The 24,636-nt window shown below is 60.0% G+C and carries 14 protein-coding genes and 2 pseudogenes; 14 read left to right on the forward strand and 2 right to left on the reverse strand.

Features of this window, described 5'->3' with window-relative positions:
• Window positions 1–25 precede the first annotated feature (25 nt).
• Together XH85_RS10980 and XH85_RS10985 are read left to right on the forward strand one after the other, a co-directional pair.
• Complete coding sequence (locus tag XH85_RS10980) at window positions 26–7,132, forward strand: shikimate kinase (protein ID WP_245473972.1); 7,107 nt, start codon at window positions 26–28, stop codon at window positions 7,130–7,132.
• A 63-nt stretch (window positions 7,133–7,195) separates the two neighbouring features.
• Window positions 7,196–7,644, forward strand: a pseudogene (locus tag XH85_RS10985) (helix-turn-helix domain-containing protein); the annotation flags it as partial.
• Window positions 7,645–8,059: 415 nt separating this feature from the next.
• On the opposite strand, the gene XH85_RS44900 reads toward XH85_RS10985, so the two are convergent.
• Window positions 8,060–8,314: a hypothetical protein gene (locus tag XH85_RS44900; RefSeq protein ID WP_164935178.1), complete on the reverse strand. Its 255-nt coding sequence runs from the start codon at window positions 8,312–8,314 to the stop codon at window positions 8,060–8,062.
• Between the two features lie 330 nt (window positions 8,315–8,644).
• On the opposite strand from XH85_RS44900, the gene XH85_RS10995 reads away from it, so the two are divergent.
• From XH85_RS10995 to XH85_RS11045, 11 genes and pseudogenes are all read left to right on the forward strand, one after another.
• Window positions 8,645–9,895 carry a Tm-1-like ATP-binding domain-containing protein gene (locus XH85_RS10995; protein WP_245473973.1) on the forward strand — a complete coding sequence of 417 codons (1,251 nt, stop codon included), beginning with the start codon at window positions 8,645–8,647 and terminating at the stop codon, window positions 9,893–9,895.
• Entirely contained in the window at window positions 9,888–10,751 is an 864-nt protein-coding gene (locus XH85_RS11000; RefSeq protein WP_128937208.1) for a phosphoenolpyruvate hydrolase family protein, read from the forward strand. Before XH85_RS10995 ends, XH85_RS11000 begins: the two co-directional genes overlap by 8 nt.
• A complete protein-coding gene (locus tag XH85_RS11005; protein ID WP_128931901.1) occupies window positions 10,744–12,519 on the forward strand; it encodes an FAD-dependent oxidoreductase in 1,776 nt (591 codons plus the stop codon). Before XH85_RS11000 ends, XH85_RS11005 begins: the two co-directional genes overlap by 8 nt.
• A 145-nt stretch (window positions 12,520–12,664) precedes the next feature.
• Window positions 12,665–13,509, forward strand: a pseudogene (locus XH85_RS11010) (pyruvate kinase); the annotation flags it as partial.
• 848 nt (window positions 13,510–14,357) lie between these two features.
• Window positions 14,358–15,221: a branched-chain amino acid ABC transporter permease gene (locus XH85_RS11015; RefSeq protein WP_128931902.1), complete on the forward strand. Its 864-nt coding sequence runs from the start codon at window positions 14,358–14,360 to the stop codon at window positions 15,219–15,221.
• The gene (locus XH85_RS11020; protein ID WP_128931903.1) at window positions 15,218–16,438 is read left to right on the forward strand and encodes a substrate-binding protein; all 1,221 of its coding nucleotides are present in this window, start codon (window positions 15,218–15,220) and stop codon (window positions 16,436–16,438) included. Before XH85_RS11015 ends, XH85_RS11020 begins: the two co-directional genes overlap by 4 nt.
• Before the next feature lie 65 nt (window positions 16,439–16,503).
• Window positions 16,504–17,514: a branched-chain amino acid ABC transporter permease gene (locus XH85_RS11025; RefSeq protein WP_128937209.1), complete on the forward strand. Its 1,011-nt coding sequence runs from the start codon at window positions 16,504–16,506 to the stop codon at window positions 17,512–17,514.
• Window positions 17,501–18,235, forward strand: a complete 735-nt coding sequence (locus XH85_RS11030) for an ABC transporter ATP-binding protein (RefSeq protein ID WP_128931904.1) — start codon at window positions 17,501–17,503, stop codon at window positions 18,233–18,235. Before XH85_RS11025 ends, XH85_RS11030 begins: the two co-directional genes overlap by 14 nt.
• Window positions 18,228–18,923, forward strand: coding sequence for an ABC transporter ATP-binding protein (locus XH85_RS11035; RefSeq protein ID WP_128931905.1), 696 nt, complete (start codon window positions 18,228–18,230; stop codon window positions 18,921–18,923). Before XH85_RS11030 ends, XH85_RS11035 begins: the two co-directional genes overlap by 8 nt.
• A 76-nt stretch (window positions 18,924–18,999) precedes the next feature.
• On the forward strand, window positions 19,000–20,256 hold the full coding sequence (locus XH85_RS11040; protein ID WP_164940733.1) for an amidohydrolase family protein: 1,257 nt from the start codon (window positions 19,000–19,002) through the stop codon (window positions 20,254–20,256).
• Window positions 20,257–20,406: 150 nt separating this feature from the next.
• Entirely contained in the window at window positions 20,407–21,627 is a 1,221-nt protein-coding gene (locus tag XH85_RS11045; RefSeq protein WP_164940734.1) for a substrate-binding protein, read from the forward strand.
• 59 nt (window positions 21,628–21,686) lie between these two features.
• On the opposite strand, the gene XH85_RS11050 is transcribed toward XH85_RS11045, so the two are convergent.
• Complete coding sequence (locus XH85_RS11050) at window positions 21,687–22,469, reverse strand: enoyl-CoA hydratase-related protein (RefSeq protein WP_128931907.1); 783 nt, start codon at window positions 22,467–22,469, stop codon at window positions 21,687–21,689.
• A gap of 712 nt (window positions 22,470–23,181) precedes the next feature.
• Here XH85_RS11050 and XH85_RS11055 point away from each other — a divergent pair.
• Window positions 23,182–24,507, forward strand: a complete 1,326-nt coding sequence (locus tag XH85_RS11055) for an MFS transporter (RefSeq protein WP_128931908.1) — start codon at window positions 23,182–23,184, stop codon at window positions 24,505–24,507.
• The last annotated feature ends 129 nt before the right edge of the window (window positions 24,508–24,636 follow it).

The following is a 24,636-nucleotide window of genomic DNA, read 5'->3' on the forward strand; positions in this document are numbered from 1 at the left end:
AAGGCCGCACGTCGACAATTCGGCCGTGCAGAAAGTCCAAGCTGGAATGCCGGAAAGGCCTTCTAGACGATCGGATGAACTAAATGCTGCGCTAAGAGAAATCGCCAGCGCTCGCGACATCGGCCCATTCTCACGTGCAGTGGTACGTTACAGCAAGCAGCTGCGGAAGCAGGATGATCTTTCAGAGTTTCTGCAAACCGCGGCTGCCCGTTTCGATGCTCGATTTGTTGCGCATTTGGAAGAAAATATCCGCTCCTCGTGGGGGTACGCCACGACATGCAACGCGGTGAGCCGGGAAGCTGGAGGTGAGGCCGGCATACAAGCTTGCCGGTCCTTAGCGGTCCGGGTGTCGCGTCTTGACAAGACGCTTATGAAGCAAATGAATCCCAGCGCCCTTTCTCTCTTCGCATCATCGTTCGGTCGGCACCCCACGGCGGCGGAATGCCGCGAGGCAGTCGTCAACATCGCCGAATTCTGTTGCGACGAGAGCTTTGCGTTTCAGGAACTGCAAAGTCAAAGTCTGGCATTGCTGGTCAACGGCTTCGCTAAATGGCCAGCCGAGGAGAGCTGTGGCCAAGCCACTGCGGCGATCGCCCGAGAGGTTTGTAGCGCTCGCCTGTCTGAATACACTCCGCAGAACCTGGGGAATCTGGCGAACGGCTTCAGCAAGTGGCCGGATCGGCCACACTGCGCCCAAGCCGCAGGCCTGCTTGCTGGCGAAATCTGCCGCCGCGCCGCTTGCAACAACGGTCTATGCGATTTCAATCAGCAGGGACTATCCAACCTGGTGAACGGATTCGGCAAGTGGCCGGACGATCGCTGCGGCCGGGCTATTGTCGCTATCGCCAGGGAGATCGTCGCACGCGCCGACCAACTCCCTGATTTTACTTCACAGGCACTGGCTAACCTGGTGAATGGTTTTAGAAAGTGGCCGGAAGAGGACGACTGCCGCCGAGCCACAGCCGCGATCGCCGACGAGGTGATTCGCCGCGCGCAAAACAACGAGCTCGGTGGTTTGGTTGCGCAGGACTTGGCGAACCTGGGGAACGGGTTCAGCAAGTGGCCAAACGAGGCGGCATGCCGCAAGGCTACGGTCGAAATCGGAATCGAACTCTGCCGCCGCGCCGCACTCGATGCTTCGCTCTCTGATTTTTGGCCGCAACACTTGTCGAACCTGGTAAACGGCTTCAGCAAGTGGCCGGAAGAGTCCATTCTCGCTCGAGCCGCAAGCGTCATCGGCGCCGTACTCTGTCGCCGCGCCAGCCGCGCCGACGGGCTTTCTGATTTTACTCCGCAGCACTTGGCGAACCTCGTGAACGGGTTCGTCAAATGGCCGGAAGAGACGCGTTGCAACGAAGCTATCCTTGCGATTGCCGACGAGGTTGTTCGCGCCGATGCAAGCCGGCTCTCGAGTCTTGCTCCACAGCTACTGGAGAACCTGGTAAGCGGTTTCAGTAGCAGGCCCGAAGAAACCTGTCGCCGAGCTACCGTCAAAATGGCGGATGAGATCCTGTCCCGCGCGGACCGTGAGGGCCAGTTCCCCGCTTTTGGTCTGCGAAGCCTAGCAAACTTGGTGAATGGTTTCGGCAAATGGCCGGAACAATGTCGCGACGTTGCGGTCGCGATCGCAAAAGAAGTCCTCGCGCGCAAAGAAGAGCTGCCTGCCTGTGATCCGCAGGCATTTGCGCTTCTGGTGAGCGGTTTCAGCAACTGGCCGAAAGAGACGATCTGTCGCGACGTCACTGTCGCGATTGCCAACGAGATCGCCGCGCGCGAAGAAGGGCTTTCTGATTTTGATTCGCAGGGCCTGGCAACTCTGGCCAACGGGTTGATCAAGTGGGCAGACGAGGTCGATTCTAGTTCGGCAAAAATCGCGATCGCCAGGGAGGTCATTGCACGCGCCTACCTACTCCCAACTTTTACTGCATCGGAAGTGACGAGCCTGCTCAATGCGTTCTGTGATTGGCCAGAGACGGAGGACTGCCTCAAAGCGGCAGACTTGATCGCAACCGAACTCTGCCGGCGCGTCAGCCGCGACGACAAACTGGTCGGTTTTGCTCCACGGCACCTGGCACTCCTGGCCAATGCTTTCGGCAAGCGGCCAATGGGAGAGCTGAATTCTCGCCAAGCCGTGGTCGCAATTGCCGAGGCGTTCTATAGCCGCGCGGACGACCTTTCGATACTTACTTACCGGCACGTGACGGCGGCGGTGAATGGTTTTAGCAAATGGCCCAAGGAGAATGCCTGTCTGCGAGCCACGGGTTTGATCGCTGCTGAACTGCGCCGCCGCGCCGTCAGCGATGGCGGACTCCCTGATCTTACCCCGCCGCAATTAGCCAGCCTGGTAAACGGTTTCAGCAAGTGGCCCGAAGATGAGGACACAAGCCAAGCCATATTTGCCGTCGCAAGCGAGCTCGTCCGTCGCGGCGCCGCAGGGCTCTCCCATTTCAATGACTGGCAGTTGGCAGTCCTGATCAATGGCTTGAGCAAATGGCCAACAGCAGAGGTCTGTCTGCAAGCTGCACGCCTGATCGCCAACGAACTCTGCCACCGCGCCGCTCGGCTCCCGAATTTTACGGAACAGTATCTGGGAATGCTGATGAACGGATTCAGCAAGTGGCCGGAAGAGGCGGCGTGCCACCGGGCGGTAGTGGACATCGCGCGTGGACTCGGCCGGGGAGGCCACTGGTTCGGTGCCTTCACGACGCCTCAGTTGCGCATGATCGCAAATGCCCTAGGGCGAAGTATCACGAGAGGGGAAGACGCGGGGGAGATCATCGAGACCGCTTTGCTGAAGGATCGCTTACATCAGCTGGCCCATCACCTGCACTATGCCAATGATCGGCTAGAGCACAGCGATGTGCTGACCATCGCCGCCATTTTCAAGGCCTTGGCGAAGGGCGGCCTGATCGAGGATCTTGGTTTACTCGCACCGATCGGGTTAGATCGGCTCAACCAATTGCTTCGTGCCCCTGAATTTGCCGCTGAGAATAACCTCGAAACCATGGGCAATCTCTGTGCCGCTCTGGTGCCGCTGGCGCGCAGCCCGCACCTGCGGTGGCACAGGAGACAGGCTCTCTACTTGCTGAACGACGTCCAACCCATCTTGGAGCAAAAGATCGAGGCACATTTCAACGCAAGCAAGGCCGAGCGAATCCGTGGGCCGCTCGCCAGTCGCGGTCCCGCCCTTTCGGTTTATCAGGTGCTCAAGGCTCGTGCGGTCTTGGCGACAATGTTCAAGCGACCCGATGTCGAGGGCAAGAGCTCCGATTTGCGGATGAGGCAGCAAGAGCTGCAGCGCGGGACCAGAAAGATCCTGGCCAGCACGCGTGACCTCATCCAAGGCGATCTTTCCAATATGAGCTGGAACATGATCGCGCAGATCGAGGCGGATAGTCCGATCGATGCGCTGGACACATTCGTCGAACAGAACGCGGCAACGATCCGAGACAAATATCCTGCGGCCATATTCGATGTCCACAAGGTCTTGCGAGCCATGGACCACGACCCCAGGCCCCCACAGGGCGAAGCGGGCCTGATGCGCTTGCCGGTGGTGGACATGCAGGGGCGGCCACTGCCCACGGAGCCCGAGACACGATATTCGATTTTTCATCGGCTGACGTCGGGAACGATAGAGGTGGTCGCAGTGCAGCTGCCAGCAAAGCCGAGCGCCTTCATGTTGGCGCGTACGTTCACGTACAAAGGTGTGCCATACCGTATGGACCTGTTCGGCGGCAGCAAGTTGAAGGCATCAAAACGGACCTTGTCGGAAATCGCCGCCCATGCTCCAGGCGCACCGGCAGCAGCGTCTTCGGGGGGGAAGTTGCTCGCCGTTCCCTATGCCGAAACCGCTCCGGGCACGTCATTCGAGAAGCTACTGCGTGCCTGGGCGCCGTTCAAAGAGGCCTATTGGTACACTCAGCGCAGGGGGTTTGCGGCGCCACCAGCGATCAAGGATCTAGGCCCTCATGACAACGTGCTGGAGGGCGCCTTCAGGCTGTTGCTGACGCCGGATCGCCCGACCAGCGAGGCGCATCCCTTCAAACTGACTGGACCGGAAGGCCCGATTGCTTTGCGGCCGCATGACGGCTGTGGCTTCATCAAGGCCTCGCTCGCCGAGCGTATGCTAGCTGTTCGCCGGGCCGGCCCCCAGGAGGGCCCCGATCGGATGCCGGCCTATGGTGAGGGAAGGAGATCGTCCGTGCCAGCCGCGGCGCTGCAACACTATCCACGCAGTGAGCGTGTGGCGGAAGAGGCGCGCGAGATGGCCAAGACCTGGCTTGAGAGCAGAGGAGGGGAAAGCCTGATAGGCGAGCAGCTGTTTCGCACGGTGACGGCAGGCCACATCGATGGTCCCGGTGCGGTTGCGGTCCCGTCCAGTGATAATGACCTCCATGTGCCGAAGCGCAAGAGCGAGACGTTGACGCAAACGGGGGGCGTGCTGATCGGGCGATCTCCCTATGACAAGCCCAACCTGCGCCCGCTCGCCGCCGAACGAGTCAAGTTGGCCGCTGATGGGGATCCGACTGCGGCGTTCCTCGATCGATGCGTGGCCATGCAATACAGTTTCAGTGTCGCCCAAAAGTCGCGGGAGGAGCTGGCGTCCGACGATCCGAGCTTCTTCGCCAAAGGTATTCTGATCGTGGTGCCGGATGAGATGTGGCCGGCCAACTACGCCGATCGAGGGCTCGTGATGTCGGCGGAGGACGTCAAGTGCCATTCGAGCTGGACCGAGCGCAAGGACCGCGCAAAGGTAGACACGGCGGTCGACTGCGTCGGTATCCTGCAGGCGACTGAGGTGTTCGCTCCGGGCTCGTTGGTCGCCGTGCCGACTGGCGAGCAGAAAAAGCTCGACGGCGACTTCGACGGGGATACCGTCGTTATCATCGGCGACCGACCGCAGCTGTATGAGCATGTTCGCCAGTTCGATGAGAAGGAGCAAGCTCGCGGAGTTCGCTCCCTCAAGCCGCCAAAGTCGTATACCCCCGCGATCGAGGGCAATAATTACCAATTCAGTCGTGCCAGCCAGATCCTCGCGGCGACGCGGGATGCCTTGGAAATTTATACCGGCCTGCAGCGGAGCTTTCTGGCGCAGTCCCATGAGGCACGACGCTGGTTTGCCGAGCGTGCCATCTTTGGAACTTACGAGGGCGTTCACCACGAGCTTCGGCGCGACATCCGTCAGCTACTGAACCAGGAACTGGTGACTGGCCAGGAAATAGAGGAAAAGCTCGACAGAGCGAGGCGCGAGATCAAGGCTGCATATCATCCGGTCGCCCACGAGCTTGCCGAGTTGCTCGCCACCGACCTCGAGGCGTGGGCAGAAAGCGCGGAGGAGCAGGTGCTGCCCGAAACAGCCGAAAGCGTGAGCGACACCAAAATGACGGTGAGCCCAGCAATTGCGGAGCTTTTCCCAAACCTGCCGGAGGCCTATCAGGCAGCCACTCACCCACGCGACCGTATCCGGGTTTTGCTCGACAACTATCCCGCGCGCATCGATCCGCGTCCGGATGGATACATTGCGGATGACTTCGTGCAAAGCGCAAGCAACCTCCTGAGCCTCGGTATCAAGGTCGGAACGGACGCCTTTAAATCCGACACGAGCGTCGAACTGTTTATAAAAAAAAGCCAAGGGCTCCAGCGGCTCCTACAACAGACGCCGGGCGTGAAGCCTGTGCCCTATGTTAAGAGCATGGCGGCCACTCTCAACCACGGAAGGTTCAATGTCGATACGACCTTGGAGGACCTGAAGGACAATCCCACATTGGCGGCTTCAATCATGGAGGCCTCGATCAATCTTGCTGCGGAGAAACGGATCCTGCCTGTCCCCTTTGGCCGACAGCCTGCCGCGGAATCCGCCATCACGTTGACGCTAACCCGTGAGCACGCTTCAGAGCGCGCCCAAATTGAGGCTGCCCGCGCCGCAGCCGAAGAAAAGGAGATCACTGCAGCGGCGCTGCTGATTGCTGGAAATCTCCGGCAAAGGGGCATCCAGGTGAATATGCCCTATCTCGACCATCGGTTGAGAACGGAGAACTCCCTCAGAGACCAGCTCATGGAGATGAATGATGCCTTCGTGGGTGACGGACAGCCGATCAGCAATGCCGTTCGCCATGTCTTCGAAGTGCCGGACAAAGATTTTGCACGTGCCTTCCGCCAAGCCATACTGGCGTTTGAAGAGCAAGGCTATGCCGAAATCAGCACAACCAATTGGTTCAAAATGAGCGCTCCGACGTTTGTTGGCATGAAGACTGTGCTCGCCACGCCGGATGGCTACCGCTTCGAGGCAGAGTTCCATACGCCGGGCAGCTACAAGGCCAAAATTACCAATCACGACACTTATAAGGAGCTCCAGGAGCTGCAGCGACTGCGCAGAGGCGATGCACCGGATTCCCGTAAGATGGAGCAGCTCGCGCAGCGCGCGCGAGAGGTTTGCAAAGAAGTTGCGATACCCGAAGGTGTCAAAAACATTTCCCATTGGTCAATCGAAGAGGCGCCTACCGATGGCCTTCGCGCGGCCTTCGGCTTGCGATCTGCCCAACAGTCAAGGACGCTTAAGCCTAGTGCAAAGGAGGTCGTCGCGGCTCTTAACGGACGGCCGATCGTCCTCGTCGGCATGCCCGGTTCCGGAAAATCCACCATCGGCTCCTATCTTGCGCGACGACTGGGGCTGCCCTTCATTGATTCCGACAAGAAAATCGAGACGGCCGCTCGCATGTCGATAACGGAGATCTTTGAGACCAAAGGAGAGCAGCATTTCAGGGAGCTCGAGGCGAGGTCGATTGCACGCGTTCTTGAGTCCGGACCGGTGGTGCTGGCAACCGGTGGTGGCGCGTTCATGCATGAGGAGACGCGGCGCCACGTTGCGGATAAGTCGGTCTCGATTTGGCTAAATACCGACATAGCCGAGATCAGGAAACGCCTTAGCCGTGACAAAGTGCGCCCGCTGTTGCAGACCGCGAGCCGCGAGGACAAGATCGCGCAGCTGATCTACGAGCGCGAGCCATTCTATCAACTTGCCGATCTCACGGTTGTCCCCGGCCAAAAACGTGACAACAAGAACGCAGATCAATGTGTGGCCGCGCTGCATGCCCACCTTTGCGGTGAGCGACTTGGACCGGAAACCGGCTAATGTCATGGAAGCGACACCGTGATGTCGTCGCTCACAAGGCTTCCATGATCGTCAATGTCGCGCTGGGGAGGACGAGGCATGAGATATCCCGCCTCCGAGAAGGCCGAGATCATCCATTTGGCCGAGCCATCGCACTTTCCGGCCAAGCGCACACTGGACAAGCTCGGGATCCCGCGCGCCAGATCCTATCGCTGGTATGATCGCCACCGCGAGGGAGGCGTTGAAGCGCTGGTCGATCATCGGTCTCGACCAGATCGGGTTTGGAATCGCATCCCCGACGATGTGCTGGGCCAGATCTTCGAAATGGCGCTGGAGATTCCTGCGCTGTCGCCACGCGAGCTGGCCGTGCGGTTCACCGACGAACGGAAGTACTTTGTATCCGAGCGTCGGTCTATCGGCTGCTGAAGGCGCATGACCTCATCACCAGCCCGGCCTATGTGGTGATCAAGGCCGCGAACGATTTCAAGAACAAGACGACCGCCGTCAGCCAGCTCTGGCAGACCGACTTCACCTGCCGTGCGCCTCGCCCCACATTTGGGGAAGCGCGTACGACTGGAATGCAAAACAGAAAGGAGGACCAAGAGAAAAAATGTCTTGTCCCCTGCTGTGAGGGGACATGAGCCCAAGCGGCGGCGACCTGTCGTCAACTGGCAGGATGACGCAGCCAGCAGGTAACGCGGCAACTCAGGCCGGTCTTGAGGAGATTGGTTACCCTGTTAGGTAGCTGTCATCCGGGCGAGAGACTGGAGCAACCATTACTCTATAGCGGCGATCGCCAGCCATGCTGAGCAAACCAGCTCGGCACGCCCGTGATGACGGCGACGATCAGCCCGCTCCAGAAGTAAGAGCGCCTGCTCGCAGCCCGTACAGACCGCAAATAGAGGAATGCCCCAAGAAGCGTTCCATAGTTTTGTTCGAATGCCCCGTTCAGCCTGGAGATCTCGATGAGGTCCGAGGGCGGTTCGCTTCGATGCGCCATCGAGCAATTTCCTTTCCTGCCAAAGCAAGCCAGGCACCCCATAAATCACTGATTTGCCCGACGGCACAAGAAGCGGAAGCAGAAGGTCTTTGGGAAGCGGTTACCCGGATCGCCAGCCCCTTGCAGGCATCGTCCTTGACCTCGAAGCGCTCAGTCCCTTGGGCCTTGAGCGAGGCGACGTAGCGGTCGGTGAAACGCGGCATCTGATTCCGGCTCCGGGGTTCGGCGCGCGGTTTCCCCCGGGGAAACGTTTGCACCAAGGCTTGTTCGTCCCTGTTCTGTTTGAGCTAAGCCTGGCGGCGGCAATTAAAGGGACAGTTAGATGAATGGGTTACATGGATCGCCTTTGACAAGCCCAGACAGTCTTAGAATCTAAATTTTTGGGATTTCGTGTCCTCCGCGAAGCGGCTGCTGCTCCTAGGGCCCGCTTGGCACCTACCCAACTTTACCCAGTCGCGCTCGTATCCGGACTTATGAGCCATTTTACTCCGATCTAGACCTCCAACTGTCCAGAAACGTCCAGGAGGAAGATCGTGTCTCACCATTGCGCGGACGACCAGAGGTCGGTCCGGGATGGTCACCCGTCCGATCTTGCCGGCAAGGTCGCGATCGTCGCAACCCTGGACACAAAGGGCCGCGAAACCGCTTATCTCGCACGAGTGATCGAACAGTGGGGCCGCAAGACTCTTACGATAGATGTAGGCACATCAAACAGGAGGGGCAGAAGCGAGCCGCACGGCAGCGATGCACGGGTGGCTGCACCCGCCGAGCTCTTACGGGAAATAGCTGCAAGCGCGCGTGAAGAGGTGAAGGAGCTCCTGCGATCAGGTGCGATCGACGCCATCATCGGCGTAGCGGGCGGCAAAGGCAGCGCAGTCTTCGGTGAAGTGGTTTCGGATTTGCCGTATGGCTTCCCGAAGCTGCTGGTGAGCAGCGCGAGGCCAGCCCTCCTGGCCGAACTGGCCCTCCACAACGACATCATCCTCTATCCGACCCTGGTCGATCTTTTCGGGATCAACGCGTTCACCGAACGCGTTCTCGACAATGCGGGGCGGGCCATTGCGGCGATGCGCCATGTGCCCGCTCAACACCGGCAGAAGAGGAAGACAGTTGCGATCACGGCCTTTGGAGTCACGACGCCGGCGGCAAATCGCTGTGTCGCGCGGCTGGCAGAGGCAGGCATCGACGCGATTGTCTTTCCGGCCAATGGCGCCGGTGGACGCAAGATGGAGCAACTCGTGTCCGCCGGTGAGTTCGATGCGGTGCTCGATCTGACCACAACTGAACTCGCTGACGAGCTTGTCGGCGGCACCGCCAGTGCAGGTCCGGATCGGCTCAAAGCAGCTTCTCACCGCATGATTCCGCAGCTCATAGCCCCGGGGGCCGTCGATATGGTGAATTTTGGCCTTCCCTCGAGCGTGCCTGCCGAATTCAAGGGGCGCCAATTCTATTCGCATACTCCCTTCACGACGCTCATGCGCACGACCGTCTCGGAGAACGAGCGCATAGGCAGGCTCACAGCCGAGCGCCTTTCGCAAGCAAAGGCGCCCGCCCTCGTTTTGTGGCCGGCCAAGGGGGTGTCTGACTATGACCGGGACGGCGGCATCTTTCGAAATCCTGAAGCCGATAGAGCCTGGTTCAACGCGGTCAGGCGACACCTGCCGCGCTCGATCATCGCCCGCGAGTTGGACTGTCACATCAATGATCCGGAATTTGCGGAGGCGGCCGCATCGTGGATCGTCGAACAATTGATACCAGGAGGGTCATCCGGTGCGGATGTTTGATCGGGCCGAAATACTCGCAAAGATCACAGCTCAAGTTGCGGCTGGGAGGGCAGTGCTTGCCGCGGCGAGCAGTTGCGGCCTCGTCGCAAAATGTGCAGCTCTCGGCGGCGCCGACATGCTTGTGGTCTACAGCACCGGGTTATCGCGGTTGATGGGGTTGCCGACGAGCCGGATCGGCGATTCCAATGCGCGCACGCTCGAACTCGCTGCGGAGATCCGCAACGTCGTCTCCTCCGTTCCTGTTATAGGCGGTGTCGAGGCTTGGGATCCACTCCGGCTCGACCTCGATGATCTCTTGGACAAGTTCTGGGCTGCCGGATTCTCCGGCGTGATCAATTACCCGACCATTTCAACGATGGGTGAGAAATGGCGCGATCGTCGAGGCCGCGTCGGGCTCGGCTTTGAGCGTGAGGTCGAGATGGTCGCGACGGCCCGCAAGAAGAACATCTTCTCGCTCGCCTATGTCGCAAGCGCGCCCGATGCCAAAGCGATGGCAACCGCGGGAGCCGACTGCATCGTCCCACATGTCGGCGCAACGCGCGGCGGACTTGTTGGTCATGAGGAGGGACAGTCGATCGAAGAGGCCATCAGGCGCATCAACGAGATCAATGCTGCGGCTCAAGCCGTCCGCCCGGACGTCATCCTTCTCTGCCATGGCGGAGCAATCGCCGAGCCTCAGGATACTTCGGAAGTCTACCGATCGACCGGATGTGTCGGTTTCGTTGGCGCCTCCTCCATCGAACGGATCCCGATCGAGCGGGCGGTGAAGGCTGCAGCCGAAGAATTCAAAGCCGTTCCGCTCCCGCGAAAGCGTCAGCATTCACTGCAGAATCTGCACCGAGGCACGAATGAATAGCCCAATCACCGAATTGAAACCCAATTCCGCTTCCTTCTCCAAAGCGAGCAAGCCAACGCACGATTGGGAGACGGACCTGCTCGTGATCGGCAGCGGCGCGGCTGGACTGTCCGCAGCGCTCTATGCGGCAAAGGCCGGACTTCGGGTGACGGTGTGCGAGAAGTCTGGCCGGCTCGGTGGTACGACCGCTCTGTCGAACGGCATGATCTGGATTCCATGCTCAATGCAGGCCCGAGCAGCGAAAATCGATGATTCGATTGCGAATGCGAAGATCTATCTGCAACACGAACTTGGCGACTACTATCGCCCCGAGTTCGTGGACGCCTATCTTGAAGACGGCCCAGCGGCACTCGCCAGCTTGGAGGATGGGAGTGAAGTCAAATTCACGCTGGCCTCCGCTCCGGATTATCATTCCAGCCAAATCGGCGGGATCGACAAGGGCCGGGCGCTGAGCCCCGCACCTTACGACGGACGGCTTCTAGGCAAGGATTTCGACCTGATAGGTGATCCGATTCGCGTCGTGCTCGGCGGCATGATGATTTCGTCCGGCGAGGTCAGAAGCTTCCTCAATCCCTTCCAGTCGGCTGCCTCGCTCAAGCACGTCCTGCGCCGGGTCAGCCGCTACGCAGGCGACCGGCTGCGCTACAGGAGGGGCACTGAACTCAGTGGCGGCAATGCTCTGATCGCGCGGTTATTGGTAAGCCTTCGCAGATATGGCATTGAAATCTGGCCAAGCTGCCCAGCGGTTGATCTGACGAGGGAGAGCGGGAGAGTCACTGGAGCAATCGTCAAGCGCGATGGCGCCGATCTCCGCATCCGCGCCTCTCACGGGGTGATCCTGGCAACTGGTGGGTTTGCGCGGAACGGTCAATTGCGAGCCCAGCTCAGCCGAGCCCACCAGCACAATGATACGTTGGCTCACAGCGATGTCACTGGAGACGGCATTACGCTCGCAGGCAAGCTCGGAGCTGCGATCGATAATGACGTTGCATCGAGCGGCTTCTGGACGCCCGTGTCGATCCTCAGGAACGGCCGCGCCTCGCAAGTGGTCCCGTACGGCTGGCTCGATCGTGGCCGTCCAGGTGTCATCGCGGTGGGGCCAAATGCCAAGCGCTTCGTCAACGAATCCAATTCTTACCATGACATCTGCCTTGCCATGTTCAACAACGGCTATCCGGCGGACAAGAGGTTCTATTTCATCTGCGATAAGGAATTCGTCCGCCTCAGAGGCATGGGACACCTGCTCCCCTGGCCCTGGACTTTGAGTATCAAGAAATATGCCCGCTTGGGCTACATCGAGATTGGCCGGACGATTGCGGAGCTTGCGGCGGAATTGGGACTCGACCCGCAAGAGCTCCAAAAGACCGTTGAAGAACATAACGCCCACGCAGCTGAAGGACGCGATCCGCTTTTCAAACGCGGCGAATCGGCTTTCAACCGAACCCTGGGAGATCCCGCGGTCGGAAAGAAAAACCCGAACCTTGGAGCTATCAAAAACGGGCCATTCATTGCGCTTCCGATTGTCCCGGCGACTCTTGGAACTGCGACCGGCCTGTCAACGGATCCTGGCGGAAGGGTCCTAAATGGAAACGGCGTGCCGATCGCAGGTCTTTATGCCTGCGGCAACGACATGACCTCACCGATGCGTGGGATCTACCCTGGGGCAGGCATTACGATCGGACCAGCCATCGTGTTCGCCTACCGCGCGGTGAACAGCATCGTACAATCCACCCATCGAGAACAGACGGCGGCGGCATCCGGAGCGTAAGCGAAGTGTCCTTACCTGGGCGCCCAGCAACGACGGACAACGGCGAGAGCGAAAGTGCGCAACGTCGGCCAGCTCGCTTTGAATGCCTTATGAGCGGCCCTATCCCGTTTGATACCGGGCTTATCTTCTGACCTGGAGGGGCACGATGCGCCGCTCACGCCACGCCAAGATCGTTGCAATCGTTGGGCCGGCAACCGCATCAACCTGAAAAGCCTTGTGCGCTCTATCTTTCGGGGGCTGATACTTTCAGGCTGAACTTCAGCCACGGGACCCATGACGATCACGCCGGTGTGCTCACCTCGATCCGTGCGCTGGAGCTGGAATTCAATCGACCGATCGGCGTGCTGCAGGATCTGCAAGGCCCGAAGATCCGCATTGGCCGGTTCGATGAAGGCAAGTTCGCGCTGGATGCCGGGAAGACGGTCTGCTTCGCGCTAAGCGAAAGGACAGGCGGAAGCAGTCAATCCTTCGCAGCCGCTTATCGCGGTCAGGCCCTGATCATCGACGATGGGCGCGTTCGTCTGGTCGTCGAAAAGCGCGGTTCCGAACAGATGATGGCGCGCGTTGTGATCGGCGGCGTCATCCGTGATCACAAGGGCGTCAACCTCCTAGGCGCGCTGCTCAATATCTCACCTCTAACGAAGAAGGATCGAGCCGATTTTGCGTTCGGCCTTAAGCTTGGCGTTGAATGGGTTGCATTGTCCTTTGTTTCAGAAACCATCTGACCTGATCGAGGCACGAGCATTGACCGGTGAGGCCGCCGGTGTCGTTGCCAAGATCGAGACCCCGATGGAGCTTGATCGTATTGGGGATATCATCCACTTGTCAGACGCTATCATGGTAGCGGCGAGGCGACCCCGGGGTTGAAATCCCCCTGAGGAGGTGCCGGGCCTGCAACAGGAGCTCGTCAGGGCTTGCCAGCTTGCTGCCAAGCCCGTCATCGTCGCAACCCAGATGCTGGACTCAATGGTCACTGCGCCGACACCGACCTTACCGTTGCCATCGATGCACGGCTGTACCGCTCGGCAACAGCAATGGCGGTGTAAGGGAGTGGCTCGGCTTGTGGATCGACGCGCATGACGATAACTCGCAAGGGAGCGGAAAGGCGCATCGAAGCTCACGGGGAGGCAATTGCGAGCCGCATGGGGATGCTGAACTGGTCGGTGAAGCAGTTGGCCGAGCGAAGCGGGTTAGCATGCGCCGTCATCAGGCGGCTCGAAGAGTACAATGACACGCCTCCCGCATCCGACGATCTGCTACAGACTCTGTGGACCACGTGTGCGGGTGCGGGAATTGAAGTCACATTTCCGCTGGTCGGCAAGCCAGGTGTATTCGGCCACAATGACTTGATGCCTTCTCGGTGCTGAACTCACTGCCTACGGCCATCGTGAAATGGTGCGTCAGCTCGTCTGGTTTCCTCCGATAGTTCGGCAAGCGCTAACGGCGCGCGCGTTTGCGAGCGCCTGCGGTGAGGGCATGCGGATAGCTCTCTATCGCTTTTGGCTGCATCGAAATTGGGCTGGCGAGAACGGCCGGCGACCCGCCGTAGGGCCTCTTTAACGCGTCCCGCAATGTCGGTCGCCTGGTCACCATTACCCAACATTACTCAAATCTTCCTACGTTGGTCTAGGCAATCTCGCGCCGCATGTCGTGAATGAACCGCCGACAGGCGGGCCGCCCAAGAAGCCCACCATCGCCTGCAACTCCCATTGCCGGGATGACCTTCCAGGAGCGCTCTCGTGTCAGCAGCCCTTCACATTCCAACGTGCAGCTCACGCCTTCGAGCGGTCGGCGTGAAGATGATTTGCTCGCAAGCCCAAGGAATGTGACGCAGCAGCATGGATACGCTACTTATCGCGACCTTCGAGATTTTGAGCTTCGGTGCCATTGTTGTGCTGGTCGTGCTCGGTCTCGGGATCATTGCCAGCATGATGGGCATCTTCAACTTCGCCCAAGGCGAGTTCGTCCTGCTCGGCGCTTACGTCACTTATCTCCTGCACAGCGTCGGTTTGCCGGTCCCGCTCGGCATGCTTGCCGCGCCCGTCGCGGTCGGCACGCTTGGTTTCATCCTGGAAAAGCTCGTGGTGCGCCGATTCTATGCCGCTCCAATCGTCGCCATGCTTGGCACCTATGCGCTGGGGCTGATCATTCGCGAAGCCGTGCGCGGCCTGACCGGGGGACTGTATCTCTCGGTGCCGGAGCCAATCAGTGGCTCTATCACGATCGGAAGTCTGCATTTCGCCGCCTGGCGCGGCGTCATCGTCATCATCACTTTGCTGGTCATGGCCGCGAGCCATGCACTGCTCGCCTACACCTCGTTCGGCCTGCGAGTCCGCGCCTCGCTGGAGAACCCACAGCTGGCGCGTGCCTCGGGCATCTCCACGGGCATGATCTACAGCATCACCTTTGCATTTGGTGCGGCACTCGCGGGTCTCGCCGGCGCGCTGATCGTGCCGGTCTTTTCACTATTTGCCGATCTCGGCATCCGCTTTCTTATCCAGGGTTTCGTTGCCGTGATGGTCGGTGGCGTCGGTTCCTTTGCCGGCCCGGTCGCTGGCGCCAGCGTCATCGGCACGTTCAGTGCCTGGCTGCCTTGGCTGATGTCACCGGTCATCGCCGACGTTCTGGTCTTCGTGCTCGCCATCATTTTCATCAAGTTCCGGCCGCAAGGCCTTGTTTCGGGAAGAGGGGTTAATCGATGATCAACGCCAGCCGTCAACTGAGCCGCCGCCGCTTTCTTGGCAATTTCGCCTTCGCCTCCGCCGCCATCGCGGCGGGTCCGGGCAGCTGGATAATTCGCCCGGATTGGGCAAATGCTGCGGAAGGCCCGATCAGGCTTGGCATTGCGACCGATCTTACCGGGTCACTCGGCTTTGCCGGCAACACCGACGCCAATGTCGCTCGCATGCTGGTCAAGGAGATCAACGACTCCGGCGGCCTGTTGGGGCGTCCGATCGAACTCCTGATTGAGGATACCGCCTCCGACGAATCCGTCGCTGTGGGCAATGTGCGCAAGCTGATTCAGCGAGATAAGGTCGACTTGGTGATTGGCGGTATCTCGAGCTCGATGCGCAATGCGATCAAGGACGTCATTATCTCTCGCGGCAAGACGCTCTATATCTATCCGGAAGGTTACGAAGGTAAAGAGTGCACGCCCTATCTGTTCTGCACCGGGCCGGTACCGGCACAGAATTGTGACCAGTTCATTCCCTGGTTGATCAAAAATGGTGGCAAACGCTTCGCGCTGCCTGGCTCCAATTATGTTTGGCCGCAAACAATCAACGCCTATGCCCGCAAGGTGATCGAGAGCAGCGGTGGCGAAGTCGTCTTTGAAGAATACTACCCGCTCGACCAGATCGATTTTTCGTCGACGGTTAGCCGCATCATATCCAACAAAGTCGACGTGGTGTTCAACGCCATTGTTCCGCCCGGCGTCAGCCCGTTCTTCAAACAGCTCTATCAAGCCGGCTTCTCCAAAAACGGCGGGCGGCTGGGGTGCGTCTATTACGACGAAAATTTCCTGGAAATGAACCAGGCCCAGGAGATTGAAGGGCTCGCGAGCAGCCTCGACTACTACAAGGTGCTCGCGGCGGAGGATCCGGTGAGCGCCAGGATTCAATCGGCTTACGACAAACAATTTCCTGCCAAGTTCCGGTTCTCGGCAGGCAGCGCCGCCACCGGCACCTATCGAGGATTGAAGCTGTGGGAGGCTGCAGTGAAGGAGGCCGGTACAATTGACCGCGACGCGGTAGCCGCCGCCCTCGACCACGCGAAGATTGCGGAAGGGCCGGGCGGGCCTGCCGAGATGGCGGCCGGCAAGCGCCACTGCAGGATGAACATGTACATTGGAGTGGCGAAGGGCGGCCAGTACGAGATTGTCGCGCGTAGCGCCGGCCTGGTCGATCCGAAGGAGTGCTGATGTCATCGACCGGCACTGGCATACAGCCCCCGCCACACGTGATTGAAGCTGCTCGTTCGCCCGTCATGGCATCTGCCTTCGCAGCGCGAACGAAGGTGCTTCCAATTCTCGAACTGGCATTGCTGATTGCCGCTTCGATCGCACCGCTCGTCCTGCGGGATTACATCACTGTCTATGCAACGCGAGTGCTCATCTTGTGCCTCTTCGCGTTGTCGTTCGACCTGGTGTGGGGCTATGCCGGGATATTGAGCTTGGGCCAGTCGTTATTTTTCGGCATGGCCGGCTACGCCGTGGCGCTGCTTTCACGCGACTTCGGAGTCGGATCGATTTTTGCCGTTCTTCCGGCCGGAACCCTGATAGGCTTTGTCGCGGCATTGTTGCTGGCAGGCTTCCTGCTGCTTGGCCGTCACCCCTCGAGTGTGGTCTTCGTTTCGCTTGGTACTATGACCGGAGCTTACGCAGCCGACCGGCTGGCTCGGGGTTCTCATTATCTTGGCGGCCAGAACGGTATCCCTTCGATCCAACCGATGACAATCGGCTCGCACGAAATGAGCGAGGGACCAGGATTTTACTACCTGGTTCTCGCCATTCTGGTTCTGATCTACTTTCTGTCGCGCTGTTTGCTGCGGTCGCAGTTCGGTCTGGCGCTGGCGGGATTGCGAGAGAACGAACAGCGCATCGCCTTCTTCGGGTACAAAGTGCAGCACTTGAAGGCGATCATATTCGCAATCAGCGGCGCGATCGCAGGTACTGCCGGCAGCCTTTATGCGTTTCATGAGGGCTTCGTTTGGACGAACATGCTGGGCGTGGTCATGTCGACCCAGGTCGTGCTCTATGTCTTGTTCGGCGGCTCCGGGACTTTGATCGGTGCGGTCATCGGCACCGCGATTGTTGAGGGCCTCAGCTTCTGGCTCTCCGACAATTATCGCGATATCTGGCCGATCATTCTCGGCGTTTTGCTGTTGCTCGTCATTATGTTCCGGCCCCTCGGCTTGATCAGCCTCGTGCTGGGCGAGCGGGAACGTGTAGGTCATTTCGGCCCGAGCCACAAGGAGAAGCGCAATGCCGCTCCTTGAAGCCGTGGGCATCTCCAAGGTCTTTGGCAAGCTCACCGCGCTGGACGGAGCGGCGCTCACGGTCGGCGAGAGAGAGTTTCATGGCCTGATCGGGCCGAACGGCTCGGGCAAGAGCACGCTGATGAAGTGTCTTGCAGGTGCGCTCGTGCCGACCCGAGGCAAGGTGACGTTCATCAATACTGACGTCACCTCGTTGACGCCGCCAGAGCGTGCGCGAGCGGGCATGAGCCTGAAATTCCAGATCACCGCGGTGCTACCGACCCTCACTCTTTACGACAACATCCTGCTCGCGCTGCAGGCCCGGTCCTCACTGCTGGACCTGGCGTTCTCGCGCAGTCGGGGACGACTGCACGAGGAGGTCATGACGATGCTCCTCCAATTCCGGCTCGCCGATCGCGCCTTTGATGCTGCGGCGACCCTGTCTCACGGGCAGCAGCAATGGCTGGAGATCGCGATGGCGCTCGCATGCCGGCCGCGCCTTCTGCTCTTGGACGAGCCGACCGGCGGCATGAGCCTGGAGGAGCGCCGCGTCACGGGCGAGTTGCTGCACCCCATCAAGCAGCATTGCTCGCTCGTCATTGTGGAGCACGACCTGGATTTCATCCGCGACATCTGCGACCGGCTAACCGTGCTCGATCAGGGCAAGGTTCTGGCGTCAGGGACGGTTGCCGAGATCCAGGCCAACAGAAGCGTCCAGGAGATCTATTTGCGCCGTGCCTGAATTCCTCAATATCAAGCATCTCGACGCCGGCTATGGACGCAGCCAGGTCCTGTTCGGCGTCAATATGGCCGTCCCGCCGCGCGGCGGTGTGGCCGTCCTCGGCCGCAACGGCGCCGGAAAGAGCACGCTCATGAAGGCGATCGTGGGCGAACTGCCGGCATGGAAGGGCGGTCTGCAATTCAACGGCCAAGACATCGATCGCCGCCGCACCGAAGAGCGGGTGCGGGCCGGCATTGGATATGTGCCGCAAGAGCATTCAGTGTTCGCACGCCTGTCCGTGCGCGACAATCTCGCCGTCGGATCGCTTTTGCACCGCGATGGATCGGCAGTGGACCGGGTGATGAGGATGTTTCCAAAACTCGGCCAGCGCCTGGATCAGCCGGCCGGAACGCTGTCCGGTGGCGAGCGCAAGATGCTCGCAATCGCCCGCGCGATGCTCGGAAACCCTAAACTCCTCCTGCTGGATGAGCCGACCGAGGGCGTCTGGATCGGCGTCATCGAGGAGATCACCGAGCGCTTGATCGAACTAGCCAGAGAGATCGCCATCATCATCGTCGAGCAACATCTCGATCTCGCAATGCGTGTCGCGGAGCAGGCCTATGTGCTCGATCGCGGCCGTGTCGCGCTGTCGGGCCCGTCGCAACAGCTGCGCGAGGACCCGCGGCTCTTGACGTATCTGGCGCCGTAGAGGCGTCCCGGCTGCCATCTCACGCCCGAAAGATGGCGCGTTGAAGTTCCTTGCGATGACTGAACAGAGAGGGACGATGTCCAAAACGATGAGCGATTTTGTGAATGCGTGCCAAGTCGTCGATGTCCATGAACATCACATGCCTGAGGTCGCACATAGCCGGGACGTGAATCTTTTGAAACTGTTCCAGCAGAGCTATGCGGCTTGGACAAGCCACGTCCTGCCATCCGAGCCCAAGGCGACGGGCGATATGTTATCTATCGCTACCGAGCCAACCACCTGGGAGGCCCTTGCTCCGTTCCTGGAGAGGAGCGGCTCAAATGCATTCGTTCGTAACCTCGCCGGCGGTGTCGCCGAGCTTTACGGCGTCGCCGAGACCGGAATCACGCGCGACAACTGGGAGGCAGTAGACGCTTCGGTGCGCTTGCGCCACAAGGAGGCGACATGGCCAAGTGAAGTCATTGGGCGCGCCGCCATCGGGAGGATCGTAACGGACCCTTTTCTCGATCCGTTGATGGATCCGCGCCCCGGTCTTGGGCAAAACTACGATGCGGTCCTGCGGATCAACGCATTCGCGCTCGGCTGGCACCCCGAATCTCGCGACCATAATGGAAATTGCGGCCATACGTTGCTGCGGCGCCTCGGCATGCAGGTGGAAACCTTCGACGATTATTGCGCCGCGATCCGCGAGCTCGTAGCCGGCTGCGCCCGGCGCAATCACGTTGCGCTCAAAAACGCGCTCGCCTATGACCGGGATCTAAGCTTTGACGAACCGAACGAGGAACTGGCTCGGCAGGCCTGGGGACAAAGATCTCCATCCCCTGCGGCGCGCAAGGCGTTCTGCGACTTTGTCGTCGACTTGTTTTGCCAACTCGCAGGCGAGGCCGACCTGCCAGTCCAAACTCACCTTGGAACGGCCATCATACGCGGCTCCCACCCGATACGTATGACCGGGTTGATTGAGCGTCATCCTAGGACCCGCTTTCTGCTGATGCATTTGGCCTATCCCTGGAGCCGGGATTTGTTGGGAATGGCCTTTGTCTATCGAAATGTCTGGCTTGATTTGTGCTGGTCTTTTCTGTTGAGCCCGTCACATTTCAAGCTGGCCCTGCACGAGGCTATTGAAGTCTTGCCGGATGAATCCCGAATGATGATCGGAGGAGATTGTCTTCACGTTGAGGAGACGTTTGCCGCGATACAGGGCGCACGCCGGCTCATCGGCGAGGTTCTGAACGAAAAAGTTGCGAGCGGTTACTTTCGCCCCCGAGACGCAGAGCGCCTGGCGGTCAGGATCCTTGGCGAGAACGCGAAGGAGTTTTTCAGACTGTCCTGATTGCTGCACTTCGTTACGCGATTTTACCCAAAGTTGAGCCGAAGAGCCCGGTTGAAACCGAGAAATGACGGATAGCTTTCCGGCTACGCGCCCCGCAGGAAAGAGCAGGGCGCGTGGATTAAGGCCATGAGCCAAGGGGAGGTCAGTTCGATGCTGAATGATCACCGGCAACTCAGCCGCCGCCGCTTTCTCGGCAATTTCGCCTTTGCGTCTGCGGCCATTGCGGCCGGCCCGGGCAGCTGGGTGATCCGTCCTGACTGGGCCAACGCCGCCGAAGGCCCGATCAGAATTGGCATTGCCACCGATCTGACCGGGGCACTCGGCTTTGCCGGGAATACCGACGCCAATGTCGCTCGCATGGTCGCGAGCGAGATCAACGAGAACGGTGGTCTCTTGGGGCGCCCGATCGAGCTTCTGATCGAGGACACTGCGTCCAACGAGTCCGTTGCTGTCGGCAATGTCCGCAAGCTGGTTCAACGAGACAAGGTCGACCTGGTGCTCGGCGGCATTGCGAGTTCGATGCGCAACGCCATCAAGGACATCATCATCTCTCGTGGCAAGACGCTCTACATCTATCCACAGGCCTACGAAGGCAGGGAGTGCACGCCCTATCTGTTTTGCACCGGCCCGGTACCGGCGCAGAATTGCGACCGGTTCATTCCGTGGTTGATCAAGAACGGTGGCCGACGCTTCGCGCTGCCTGGATCCAACTACGTCTGGCCGCAAACAATCAATGCCTATGCGCGCAAGGTGATCGAGAGCAGCGGCGGGGAGGTGGTGTTCGAGGAGTACTACCCGCTTGACCAGATCGATTTTTCGTCAACCGTGAGCCGCATCACGTCCAACAAAGTAGACGTGGTATTCAACAGCGTCATTCCCCCGGGCGTCGGCTCGTTCTTCAAACAGCTTTATGAAGCGGGGTTTTCCAGGAATGGGGGACAGCTGGGCTGCGTCTACTATGACGAGAACACGCTCGAAATGAACCAGGCTCACGAGATCGAAGGCCTCGCCAGCAGCCTCGACTATTACAAGGCGCTCGCGGTGGAAGATCCGGTGAGCGCCAAAATTCAGTCGGCCTACGAAAAGCAGTTTCCTGGCAAGTTCCGGTTCTCAGCAGGCAGCGCCGCGACCGGCACTTATCGAGGACTGAAGCTGTGGGAAGCCGCAGTGAGGGAAGCCGGTACAATTGACCGCGAGGCCGTCGCTGCCGCGCTTGACCACGCCAAGATTGCGCAAGGGCCTGGCGGGCCGGCGGAGATGGTGCCGGGCAAGCGCCACTGCAGGATGAACATGTACATTGGCGTGGCGAAGGCCGGCCAATACGAGATCGTCGCCCGTAGCACCGGCCCGGTCGAGCCGAAGGAGTGTTGAATGCCGCATGTTGCGCGGGCGAGCTTCGCTCAGCGCCGCGCGCGAGCCAATCGCGGCGGCTACTTCCCGCGATAGTTCGGCGGCCTCTTCTCAAAGAAGGCGTTCATTCCCTCCTTCTGGTCAGCTGTGCTGAACGCAAACCGAATCGCTTGGCGCTCAAACTCGAGCCCCGCATCCAGCGTGGTCTGAAACGCGGCGAGAACGGCAGCTTTGGCAAGTTCAGCCGAGCGGGGAGGCTTTTGCGCTATCAGATCGGCTATTTCGAGCGCTCGCGTCTGCGCCTTGCCGCTTTCGACAACTTCTGCCACAAGACCGGCCTGCATCGCCATGCGGGCCGTAATGGGCTGGCCGCTCAGGATCATCAGCATGGCCAGAGATTTCCCAGCCACGCGTGTCAGCCTTTGCGTTGCCCCGTCACCCGGCAATATGCCGATGTTGATCTCAGGCTGGCCAAATACCGCCCCTTCGCCTGCTATCACGATATCCGCGAGCAGCGCCAATTCGTGGCCGCCGCCGAAGCAAATGCCCTCGACCGCGGCAATGAGAGGCTTGGGGAAATTGGCGACATCCCGCCAGGCAGAACGTCGCGCGGAATTGTCGATTGCCTCAAAGCCGCGCTCCCGCATCTCCTTGATGTCGGCTCCGGCAGAGAAGAACGCATCGCTGCCACAAAGCACGACACAGCGGACATCCTCATCGATTGCGGCACGGCGCAAAGTGGCGCCAAGCTCCACGATCAGCTCGTTGCTCAGGGCGTTTCGTTTTGATGTCCTATTCAGCGTCAATAGGCGCACGTGGGGCGCGACGGATGTCGACAGGATGAGATCGGGCGTCTCAGACATGGAGCAGTTCTCCTGAAAGAATATGAGAACCACGCCTTAGACTGAAATCGATTTCTTAGCAACGAGCCTTCTTGGAGCCTGCTTTTGGCTGTTCGGCTCCCGCAGCCCTGACGAACCGCGCTCAACGCGGCGCTGACGGTGAGCGGCGAGGCAGGCCTAACTGCTGAAATCGGCTTGACTCCGCAGTTCCGAACGCGTATTGACACTGAAATCGATTTCAGAAATCGCATGTAGAAATACGCGATACTGCGGGAAACCGGAAGCATGCGGCCGGCGAGAGGGGGCACATCTGAAGGGTCTCATTGACGCTGCGACGGTCTTGTGACGCCGCGCTGTCCAACAAGAACATCAGCTTCTTCAGAAGCGCGCTTAGAGCAACAGGAGGAAGGCTAGCCATGGGAATGGCACGGAATCTCGCGCGCGCTTTATGCGAGCCGCCGCGCAAGTCGGAGGCAACGATGGAGGCGTCCTGCGCCATTAGCGTCGTGCAATGGCCGCTCGTGAGGCGAGGCCCGCAAATACGTGAAGCCACGCGGGCTTTCCGCCGGCATCCCGGGCACCTTTTGCGCCTGCGCTTCCGACGGTTCGGCCTGCTCAAGGCCGCCGCTCTCGTAGACCCCCGCGTCGCGGCGGGCGCAGGTGAGCCGACGAGCGGCTGCTCGTTCTCGCGCGACCCGCAACATCATTAACGTCATCATAGAGCCGAGGACCCATGAACATCATTGCTCAGCCCAGCGCTGTACCCATCCAGCTTGACAAGCAAACTGCCAACAAGCGGATGACCGCCGGCCTTGGAGGAGGGGTGGCGCTGGAGTGGTACGACTGGAATGTGTACGGCGTAATGGCAGCGTTTCTCTCGCCGCACTTCTTCCCTTCCGATGATCCCACCACCTCGCTGCTGGCGGGACTGGCCGTGTACGGGGCGGGCTTTTGCGCTCGACCGCTGGGCGCGGTTTTGCTGGGGCCGGTCGCAGATCGCATCAGCCACAAGCGCGTGATGCTGATCTCGGTCACGGCCATGGCGGTTTGCTCGCTTTTGATATCCTTGTTGCCCACCTACAAGGACCTCGGCGTCACGGCGGCCATAGCCCTGCTGATCATGCGGCTGATTCAGGGGCTTGCCACGGGCGCTGAGGCTGGTGTCGCAAACGCCATTGCAATTGAATTGGCGCCACCTGGAAAGGAGGGACACTACCTCGGTCTGATTGGCGGCACATTCATCCAGTTGGGAAACCTTGGATCCAGCCTGGTTGCCTTCCTGGTGAGCGCCTCGGTCGCACCTGAAGCCATGCGCGAGTGGGCCTGGCGTATACCCTTTGCGGTCGGTGGCGTGCTGGGCCTTTTGATCATCTATCTGCGCACGACGGTGCCGGAAACCTTGATCAATCGAGCCATGCATCGGCAAGACGAGTCTTCGCGCATTCAGGAAACCACTGGCGGTGTGTGGAAAACGCTATGGAGCGTCCGCCTTTCGCTGCTCGCCGTCATCCTGGTGATCGGCTCGGTGCAGATCGCCAACTATGCCTGGAACACCGGTCTTCCCAACATGGCCAACACGGTCTTCAAGGAGAACAGCACGTATGTGTACGGGATCATGACGCTGATGGTCCTGATCTGGATGTCAACGGCGCCTCTTGTCGGCGCTTTCGCGGACAAGGTGCGACCCTCGCGCGCGTTCACGCTGCTGCGCCTGTTGCTCATCCCATGCTTCTTCCTGACACTGCTCTATTCGGAAAAAGGCATCGTCACGTTCTTCTTTGTCACCGTGTTCGGCGGCGCGATCGTGGGCTTCAACATGGCCCTCTATAACTTCATCGCGACCACGCTGATGCCGCGCGCGGTGCGGACCACCGGAGTGGCTCTCGGCTATGCGCTCGGCGTCTCTCTGTTTGGCGGGACGTCACCCTATCTGCTGGTCTGGTTGCAACGCGAGCACATCGCCTGGATGTTTCCCGTCTACGGATCATTGATCGCGCTCCTGAGCGTGCTGGTCTACCAGATCGCCAAGAAGCGCGGTCGCCTCTACATCGGTGAATGAACACGCTCTGCCCCAGCGCTTCGCCGTGCCCGCGACGGGGGCAAAGCGTCCACGTCAGGTGCAAAACATAAGGGCTCGCGCGTATCTCTTCATGCTGGGCATGAGCATGGGGTCGGCGCAAGCGTCCTT

The sequence above is a fragment of the Bradyrhizobium zhanjiangense genome (genome assembly GCF_004114935.1).
GTDB lineage: Bacteria > Pseudomonadota > Alphaproteobacteria > Rhizobiales > Xanthobacteraceae > Bradyrhizobium > Bradyrhizobium zhanjiangense.